Here is an 8,913-nt window from a genome sequence, read left to right on the forward strand (position 1 = left end):
ACTCCGCCCATCTTCTGTGGAGTGTCATCATGTTTGGTCTTTATCCCGCCGGCTCCCAATGGGTCCGGCATTTCACTGCAAACCGCTCGCCGCGCGAGATCCAGAAGGTCCTCACCGACCACGCGGGCTATCGCGCGAGCATCTTTCATCTTCCCTTTGGAGAACATCGCGGGGCTGTCATTGCCCAGTCGGACCGCTTCCTGATCCTGACTGCTGCCGTCAACGCGGCAACGGCGGATCTGGCCGTTGTACCCGACGTGCAGCTGCAGAACCTGCTGTGGTCGTTCAACACGGGCTATGCAAACCAGTGGGGCTCACGCGAGCTGCTCGCGCTCACCGGTGTCGATAATTGGGACGCGCTGATCCGGCGTACCAGCGCGGCCTATGCCGCCGTCTGCAGGACCGTTGGCGAAGTCGTCGACGGGTCGCTGGAAAAGAGGGCGGCGGAAGAGGCCGCTCGAGCGGCCGCCCAGGCGGCTGCGAACGCTGCTCAACAGTCTGCCCACGTGCCTGATCCGATCGTTGGAAGGATGTTGTCCAACGACGATGATGCGCCGTGGTTGCCATCGGACTATCTGTACGATGCGCCGCTTCAGGAGGTGCCGACATGCGCCCACTGAAACTGACGCTGACGGGCTTTATTGGTGTTCGTGACGGCATGAAGCGCGACACCGTCACGCTCGATCTCGAATCGCTTCCGGCAGGCCTCATCGCGTTGACCGGTCCGAACGGTGCGGGAAAGTCCACGATCATGGATAACCTCCATCCGTACCGGATCATGCCGTCGCGGGCCGCGAAAGTGTCGGTGGATGCGTTCTCTTACTGGGACCACGTCTACGGCGCGCACGCGCTCAAGGAGTTCGAATGGGAGCATGGCGCTGTGCGGTACCGCTCGTCATTCGCATTCCGCAAGCCCGGCAAGACGGGCAAGGCTGAGTACTACCTGGCCTGGCGCGACGCGGACGGAAACTGGCAGCCCATGCAGTCTGGGGACGGTACCGTCTCTGATGGCAAGGCGGAAACCTATGACCTGTGCGTCGAGTCGGTGTGTGGCTCGCTGGAGTCGTTCTTTACCAGCGTCTTTTCTGCGCAGAACCGGCGTCCGCTCGCATCGTATGGTGCGACCGAGATCAAGGCATTACTCGCGGAACTGCTGCATATCGATGACCTGCGCACGCTGTCGGCGAAAGCCGCCGACGTCGCCAAGGTGCTCAGTCGCGCGCTCGACACCACGCAACAGCAACTCGTTGCGCTTGGATCGAAGCGCGATCGCGTCGCCCAGATCGATCAGGCCATCGCTTCCGATGCACAGTCCGTCACCGCAACTCGCGAGAGCCGGCAGACGCTGAACGCAAAGGTGGCCACCCTGACCGACCAGCGCGCCGTTCTCGCTGCAAGGCAGACGGCCAATGCCGGTACGCAGGCCCGCCTGCGGGAACTCGGTACGCGGCGAAGCCAGATTTCGTCGGCCATGCAGGTCCTTGTGACAGACGCGAGCGCCGACGAACGGCGCCTGAACCAGCGGCGCACCTCGTTGCGCTCGTCCATCGCGGAACACAACGCAGTGATTGCGCAACGTGAAGCGATTCTGGGTGCCGCCGCGGCACGTGATACCGCCCAGGCACGTATCGCGAGCGAGGAGGCGCGTGTCGAGCCGATCCAGAGGGAGATTGCTGCCCTCGAGGAGAAGCAGCTTGCGCTGACCGCGGCAACTTCCCGTCTGAACGGTCTGGAGTCGGAAGGGACGTCGAAGATGACGCTCCTGAAGTCGCTGGAACAGCAGGCGAGTGTGATCAGTACCGTGCCCTGTGCCGGTCATGAGATGCACAACACCTGTCCTTTGCTTGCGCAGGCCCGTCAGGCCGACGTACAGGTTCAGGAGCACCGCATTTCGCTCACGAATCTGCGTGCGACGTTTCGTGCCAAACGCGATGAGGTCGCGCTGCTGACGCCTCAGGTGCAGCATCTTGCGGGCAGGCGGGCGGAGCTGAAGACGGTCAATGATGCGATCGCGGCCGCGCGCCGTGACCTTCAGAAAGCTGTCGATCTCGCCGCACGCAAGCCGCTGCTCGATGCCGCAACCGGGGGTCTGGGCAAAGCCAGTAAAGAACTGGCCGCGCTCGGGACCGAGGAAGCCACGCTGCGCGCAGGCCGCGAGGCGCAGCAGGCCCGTCTGTCGGAGGAAGCGAAGGAACTGGACGCGGAAGTCGCACGCCTCGGCGTCGACGACGTGACCGGTGCCATTGCCGATATCGACCGGCAGCTAACGCAGTGCCGCGAAGCCATCACCGCGGCCGATGCCCGGATCGAATCACTGATCCGCTCGCAGACGACGCGTGAGGTCGAGCGACAGGCGATCGCAAAGGAGCTTGCGGGATTCGACGCTACACAGTCGCGTGCGAACCGCATCTCCGATGAGATTGCCCAGTGGAAGCTGCTCGCGAGAGGCCTCGGCAACGAAGGCGTGATTGCATTGACGATCGACGATGCGGGCCCCGCCCTCACGAAGATGGTGAGCGACCTGTTGCTCGCCTGCTATGGCATGCGCTTCACGGTCGAGATCCAGACGCAGCGGGCGCTGGCGAGCGGTGAACTGCGCGAGGGGTTCGAAATCCTCGTGCATGACGCCGATCACGACAGCACCAAGGCAGTCACGGTGATGTCCGGTGGCCAGAAGGTCTGGATCAACGAGTGCCTGACACGCGGCATCGCCCTGTATCTGGCAAGCAATGCTGGCCAGCCCTACCAGACCCTGTTCAGCGACGAGTCCGATGGTCCGCTCGATCCGCAGCGCAAGCTGCAGTTCATGCGGATGAAGCGGGAAGTGCTGCGGCAGGGCGGGTACGAGCGGGAGTTTTTCATCTCGCAGACCCCCGATCTGGTTGCGGAAGCGGATGCAGTCATTGACGTCGAGGCGCTCGCTGCCTGAGCGCTGTCATTTCTTTTCATTTCTTGCCCCTGTGGGGAACGTCCCCACAGGGGCGTTCCCTCGTCTTTTTTACAACGAGGAATCCCATGCAAAACCTGTTGTTGCTGCTCATCGCAGCGAGCAGTTCGTCGCTGTGCGCGTGCACGGCTCAACCTGTGGCACACGTTGAGCCGGCCAGGCCAGCACCGACGATCGTTGTCCGCAAGCCGCGAGGCGAGCCGGGCGACTTTGTTCTCTGCAAGGATGGTCGCGTCCTGGTCTTCCCGGCCGCGCATCCGCAAACCTGTTCCTGATCGCGCGAAGCCCCGGCCTCGAAAGAGCGTCGGGGCTTTTCGTGCGCAAAGATGGAGGTGACCATGAAGAAGCAGATCGCAGCCGCAACCGTGATCGGGGCAATGCTTGCACTTGTATGCCTGCTCTGGGAACAGCAGTCGTTCGCTGCGCTTCACAAACATCCGACGCGCGTACCAGCCAATAGTCTGTCGCCTTTCGACCGGCAACTTCGTCGCGCCTGACTGCCATTTTTCTTTACCCCGACCGGGCAGACCTCCCGGTTGGGAAGGTCTGCCCGGCATCCCCCAAGGAGCCGAAATTGACCTTCTCATGCAGTGATTTTCTAGATGATGTAATGCGCAGTCTCGTCCACTCACAGGCGATCACCGAGGCCGAAATTCCTGCCGATGATCCCGGCAAAGCCGCAGACGTTGCGACCGCGGCAATCGTGGGAATGCACCGTCCAGGCCTGTTCGCACGCTTCATGCGCGAGCTGCTGAACGCAGTTGAAACGTTGGGTGCAATCGCCGAGACCTACGGTGTCGATGCGCTGGTCTTCCTGTTCGACCTGCAGGGGGCGATTCTCAACGATACCTGTGTCGATGCGCACGCCGGCATCGACGGTCGCATCGTCGAACTCGTATCGCAACTGCCGTCGGCCGCCGAATGGATGAAGCATATCCGGCAGCTATGGCGTGAGGTCGACAGTCGCTTCGGGGCCACTGCCCTGCTGGAGAGCCGCAAGGTGCTGGAAAGCGGAGATTGTCGAACGCAGGACCAGGAGTTCAAAAACTTCCACCGGCTGCTTTGCGAGCGCTTCGAGTACCCGCACGATGAGATCGACTGGAAACGCGATCAGCTTTCGCTGATCGAATGGATCGCGAATCGCCAGTCGACCCCGGTCAGTGTGCAGCCTGTTCCGACCATCCGGGTCAGAGCGGACGGCGACGCGAATTTCTACCATCTTCTGGACGGCGGGGACTGGGTTGCCGCCGTGCAGATGAATGGCAGGTTCACGGTGCCGATGCAGGAAGCCATGTTGCAGAAGTTTGCCGGGGTGTTGCGCAATCCATGCGGTCCTCACTTGCCGGACATGAACAACGCAGTTCCTGATCATGTCCGGGACCGGGTGAAATGGGCGCTGAGCCGGTTGCGTGAACATGAAGCCGCGCTTCAGGGAGTTGAGCTGGCGCGCGGGAACGGCCATTTCCTGGCACTGGAACTGAAGGATCGGGAAGAGGCGATCAGGCACGCAATGGAAAGGATTAACGAATTTCGGGGCATGGCTGCGAAAAATGGTGTGGATGCTGAAGCGTTTATCCATTCCATTGGCGGTCTTCCCGATCTGGAGAGGTTCGGATACCGGACCAGCTAACCGGTACTACCATGAAACCGCCCGTCGAGCGTCCCCTCACAGGGGTCGCCCGACGGGCGTTTTTTTTGGTGCTCGCGCAGTCGGCGCCGGATTTGAGGCTCGTCTTCGGTCGAAAGAGACCACTTTTTCCGCATCTTTTCCCATGGCCACGCTCGCGCACTGGAATTACCCTGTGTGAATCTTCTGCGCCACTGGCGCATCGACCAGCCCGCCTCGCGGGCTTCTTTTTCCCCTTGGGAGCTTCTCCCACCGGGGAAGGCTCCCAGTCCTACTGGAGCCTTCATGAAAAGCACTCAACGCAGCGCCAATCGTTACCGTTCTGCTTCCTGTGAGCGGGTCTGCACTGCATCCACCCGGGTTCCCGCGGATTTCGGGCGTCACTTGCGTGACATCGCCCGCCCGCTGCAGATCGCATATCAACGTCTCATGTCTTCGTATGACGGTGATCCAGCCGGTATCGAGTGCCGCATGGAAGATCGCGAGTCCTGGGCATTCGTGCTTCCGGATGCGTCAGGCTCAAAGGCCTGGCGCATTCAGCAGTTCGACCTGGACGGGTTCATCGGTCATCTTTGCTTCGACTCCCTCAACGAGGCGATCGAAGAAATGCTCCGCATGGGCTACTGCGTGACCGATCCCGGAGCACTCGATCGCATCGGCGCGACCGACCGATGGGCACGGGGTGTACGCCGCACAGCCATCATGCAGAAGCACCAGCAGGGGCTTGTTACCTACCGCCAGATGGTCGAAGAACTATCGGCCCTCCCTGCCTGACTTTACTAACCCCTACGGGACACGCTCCCGAGGGGGCGTGCTCCATCAAACCGGAACCAATCATGTTTGATGAAATTCTTGAAAAGATGGAGGCGGCAATCGCCGTCCTCATGGGCCTGATCCGTGCCGGCCATCCGTTGTGCGGCACGGCCAGCGGCAAGGACTCGACGTGCGCGACGATTCTCATGCTCGAAGCCGTGCGCCGCGTCGCGGATGAAGGCCTCGCCCAACCCGCGCACTACATTTCATCGGCCAACACCACGATCGAAAACAGCAGTCTCGCGCGACACATCGAGACCATGCTGGAGGAAGTCGACGATCACGCGGCCGCATATGGGCTTGGCGTGACGACACACATTGCCACGCCGTCGCTGGCGATGCAGTTTGTCGTTTCCACCATCGGCCGCGGCACACTGGTGCGCACCGTCGAAAACGGCGTGCGTGCCGGCAAACGCACGAGAGCAACGCGACGGACTGGAAGCTCATCCCACAGCGGCGGTTGCGCGCGGCGCTCGAGCGCGATGCGACCGCCCGCGGCGACCGCGAGATCTGTACCATTCTCGGCAATCGCATCGCTGAAAGCGCCTCGCGCGGCGTTGCCATGCTGGCCCGAGCGGAAAGCGCGATTGCGCCTACGCGTGACGCCAACGATGCACTGTCTATCTCACCGTTGCGCGACTGGTCGGTCGATGACATCTGGCTGATGCTGACGATGTTTGCCGACGAAGAGAAGCGTCCGTTTCCTTGTGCGTTTTCGGTGCGATCCATCGAACGTCTGTCGGACCTGTACCGCGCCGGTAACGATGGCATGTGCGGAGTGGTTCTCGGCGAAAGTGGGCAGCGTACGGCGTGCGGTTCGCGATTCGGATGCGTGTTCTGCTGCGTCGTTGGCGATCGGGACAAGTCGCTGGAATCCATGATCCGGGAGCCGGAGCATGCGTACATGGCGGGCCTCAACGATTTCCGCAATTACCTGCTCGCGACACAGTGGGATTTGAAGCGCCGCGAGCTGGTCGGTCGGTCGCTGAGTTCTGCCGGATATGTGCGAGTGCAGCCCGATGTGCTGTCGTTCTGGGAGCGCATGAACCTGTTGCGCTACCTGCTCACGCTCGACGCGCTCGAAATTTAACGCGCCGAACGGCACGACGCGGATCTCGCGGCTGGTCTCATTCCTGATACGCCCGAGAACCGCGACCTCTGCGACGTGCAGTTCGAAATGATCACGCCGTCACAACTGGTCGCGATCGACTTCATGCTGTCCATGCACTACTACGCACCGCATGCGTTTCCAGCGGTATCAGCCTGGTACGAAGTCCACAGACTGGGGCGCCGATACCGCATCCCCAAAGTCGACACGTTTCCGAAGGTACCCATCACGAATCACGGATGGTTCCGCGTCGGACAGTTCGACGCGGAGGCGCCCGCCGAAGGTCTTCGGGATTTTGGCGCAGAGCAGTGGAACGGGTACCGACATCCGGGTCGCGTGTCCACCTATGCGCAAACGACTGCTGGCGAACGCGTTGTGTATTTCGAACAAAGCGACCGCCTCGACGTCGATGCCGAAAGAGCGTGTGAGTTCGTGACCTGCTCGTTTGATTACGAGTGGTATGCGCGCGTGCAGGTCAACGCAGGCATCGAATCGGCGCGTTTCTGGCTCAACGAAACGATCCTGACACTGCCTAGCGGGAAGTCCCAGCGATATCAGGAGATGGCGGTGCGTGGGCAGTATTTCGCGCGCCTCGCCGAGCGTCTGAACCTGACGCCGGCGGAGATGGATCAGTACCTGATCAGCAATGCGGTAAAGGAAGTGCAGCAGCTCGATCTCTTCTCGATGGCCGCGTGAGCGGTCTTATCTCATTCACCCTTGCGGGGCACGCCCTCGCAAGGGGCTGCTCCGCGCATCCATCTGGAGTAGCTTATGTACCTTGAAGCAGCTGAACCCGGCATGCCGGTTCGCCAGCGCAACGCTCATGTGGACGAAGGCGTGGTTCCGTGTCGGTATCCCGCACAGCGGCGGCCGACTCGCATACCACGCGTTCAATGAAGGCTACGCGGGCATGGTCTCCGCTTCTGCCTTCTGGAATCCGAAAACCGGGCGCTTCCGCAACCCTGAAGCGACAGACCTGACAGAGATGGATTTCGCTCTGGACAGTGCGGGATTCACCGCCATGCGGCTCTTTCAACTGAAAGGCTGGCAGCGCGGCATCGCTGGCGTATATCCGTGGACGATGGAGCAATGCGTAGAATTCGCCTCGTTTTCCGGGGCGACGTGGGTCTCTCAGCCCGATTTATGCTGGGAGCCGGAGATTGCCGCGGATCAGGCTGCGATCGACTATCGCATCAACGCGACGGCGACGCTTCTGGAGGGAATGCTGCGTGTCGTCTATCCGTGACAGGATGAACTGTCGAAGACGATGAGCGCGGCCGCGGTTCAGAATGCCGTTCGCATCCCCGTAGGTGTGGTTCAAGGCTGGACGGTCGATGCGTTACAGACGCAGCATCGATCTCATGATGCAGGAGTGGGAGCGATGGATGCCATGGATCGCGCCCCCAGTCCTGATCGGCCTTGGGTCCGTCTGTCGACGGCACCTGACCGATCCCAAACATGGGCTATTCGCCATACTGGAGGGGCTGGAGGGGTATCTTCCAGCTCGGGCGCGCGTCCATTGCTTCGGCGTCAAGGGGCAGGCCTTATCGAGGGTCAAGATGTATCCTTGGGTGGCGAGTGTAGACTCGACGGCCGCCGACTATTCGGCGCGGGTGAAGGCCCGACAGGCTGGGATCTCTAGCACGATTGCGCACCGCGCTGCAGAAGTGAATCGCTGGATGGCGGCCGCCTCACGGCGTGCTGCACCTGCAACCGGCGACCAGTTCCGTCTTGGCTTCAACCACTGAATGCCGCATCCGTTTTATCGACCCAGCCCGCGAGTTCTCACAAACCGCAGGCTTGTTTTTTTGGGGGGTCTCAGCACTTCGCGATTAACGATGCACGGCCGCAGATCACGCGCGAATCAGTTCTGCTCAGTGCGAACTGGCTCGGTCATCGCAAGGCGCGCGATATCCTTTGGTACCGCGACCGGAGTGCTATGGCTTGTATGCACGCGCGTACGGCCCGCAAGCACGAATTCAGATCGGATCTTCACGCGCTGCGTGAAGAGTCCGCGGCCGGTCGTCACAGGGGTTGATTCATGCGGGTTTCTGCGCTCGATGTAGTCGTGGAAATCGACCTCGATAGGGAACATGACCTGCTTGTTGTCCTGAACCTTCAGCCTGACGCATTTGAGCGCCACGCCGCGCAAGTGGCTGTCGAGAATGCGGTTGAGGACGTGGTCACGAACGATGTACGAGGTCATCGCGCTTTGAAATGCCGGATTAAAGTGAAGCAAGTGAACAATCGCCAGACGCTCCGATGAAGCCGTGATGGCAACGCGAAACATCGTAAGCGGTCAATAAAAGACGCCCTTCCATCGAGGGGCAGAAGGTCAGAAGCTAGGTGTCCACGTGGACACCTGCACACTGACACTGATGACAGAGAACAAAGACCTGAAGAGCCGTCTGGTGATTG

At 61.2% G+C, this 8,913-nt stretch carries 11 protein-coding genes; 10 read left to right on the top strand and 1 reads right to left on the bottom strand.

Going from position 1 to position 8,913, the window contains the following annotated elements; all coding sequences use genetic code 11:
- Nucleotides 1-29 precede the first annotated feature (29 nt).
- The 10 genes from AB3X94_RS38430 (at nt 30) to AB3X94_RS38475 (ending at nt 8,243) form a co-directional block, all read left to right on the top strand.
- On the top strand, nt 30-620 hold the full coding sequence (locus AB3X94_RS38430) for a hypothetical protein (RefSeq protein ID WP_368614264.1): 591 nt from the start codon (nt 30-32) through the stop codon (nt 618-620).
- Nucleotides 608-2,929, top strand: coding sequence for an SMC family ATPase (locus AB3X94_RS38435; RefSeq protein ID WP_368614265.1), 2,322 nt, complete (start codon nt 608-610; stop codon nt 2,927-2,929). The genes AB3X94_RS38430 and AB3X94_RS38435 overlap by 13 nt, the downstream gene beginning before the upstream one ends.
- A gap of 86 nt (nt 2,930-3,015) precedes the next feature.
- Nucleotides 3,016-3,222, top strand: coding sequence for a hypothetical protein (locus AB3X94_RS38440; RefSeq protein WP_084598303.1), 207 nt, complete (start codon nt 3,016-3,018; stop codon nt 3,220-3,222).
- Between the two features lie 63 nt (nt 3,223-3,285).
- Nucleotides 3,286-3,444 carry a hypothetical protein gene (locus AB3X94_RS38445; protein WP_368614266.1) on the top strand — a complete coding sequence of 53 codons (159 nt, stop codon included), beginning with the start codon at nt 3,286-3,288 and terminating at the stop codon, nt 3,442-3,444.
- A 113-nt stretch (nt 3,445-3,557) separates the two neighbouring features.
- Nucleotides 3,558-4,577 carry a hypothetical protein gene (locus tag AB3X94_RS38450; RefSeq protein WP_368614267.1) on the top strand — a complete coding sequence of 340 codons (1,020 nt, stop codon included), beginning with the start codon at nt 3,558-3,560 and terminating at the stop codon, nt 4,575-4,577.
- Between the two features lie 282 nt (nt 4,578-4,859).
- Complete coding sequence (locus tag AB3X94_RS38455) at nt 4,860-5,348, top strand: hypothetical protein (RefSeq protein WP_368614268.1); 489 nt, start codon at nt 4,860-4,862, stop codon at nt 5,346-5,348.
- 499 nt (nt 5,349-5,847) lie between these two features.
- On the top strand, nt 5,848-6,477 hold the full coding sequence (locus AB3X94_RS38460; RefSeq protein WP_368614269.1) for a hypothetical protein: 630 nt from the start codon (nt 5,848-5,850) through the stop codon (nt 6,475-6,477).
- 87 nt (nt 6,478-6,564) lie between these two features.
- Nucleotides 6,565-7,191, top strand: a complete 627-nt coding sequence (locus AB3X94_RS38465) for a hypothetical protein (protein WP_368614270.1) — start codon at nt 6,565-6,567, stop codon at nt 7,189-7,191.
- Nucleotides 7,192-7,273: 82 nt separating this feature from the next.
- On the top strand, nt 7,274-7,741 hold the full coding sequence (locus AB3X94_RS38470) for a hypothetical protein (RefSeq protein ID WP_368593952.1): 468 nt from the start codon (nt 7,274-7,276) through the stop codon (nt 7,739-7,741).
- Nucleotides 7,742-7,829: 88 nt separating this feature from the next.
- Nucleotides 7,830-8,243 carry a hypothetical protein gene (locus AB3X94_RS38475; protein ID WP_368614271.1) on the top strand — a complete coding sequence of 138 codons (414 nt, stop codon included), beginning with the start codon at nt 7,830-7,832 and terminating at the stop codon, nt 8,241-8,243.
- A gap of 116 nt (nt 8,244-8,359) precedes the next feature.
- On the opposite strand, the gene AB3X94_RS38480 is transcribed toward AB3X94_RS38475, so the two are convergent.
- Entirely contained in the window at nt 8,360-8,785 is a 426-nt protein-coding gene (locus AB3X94_RS38480; protein WP_368614272.1) for a hypothetical protein, read from the bottom strand.
- Between the last annotated feature and the right edge of the window lie 128 nt (nt 8,786-8,913).

This window comes from Paraburkholderia sp. BR10923, from assembly GCF_040948765.1.
Classification (GTDB): domain Bacteria; phylum Pseudomonadota; class Gammaproteobacteria; order Burkholderiales; family Burkholderiaceae; genus Paraburkholderia; species Paraburkholderia youngii.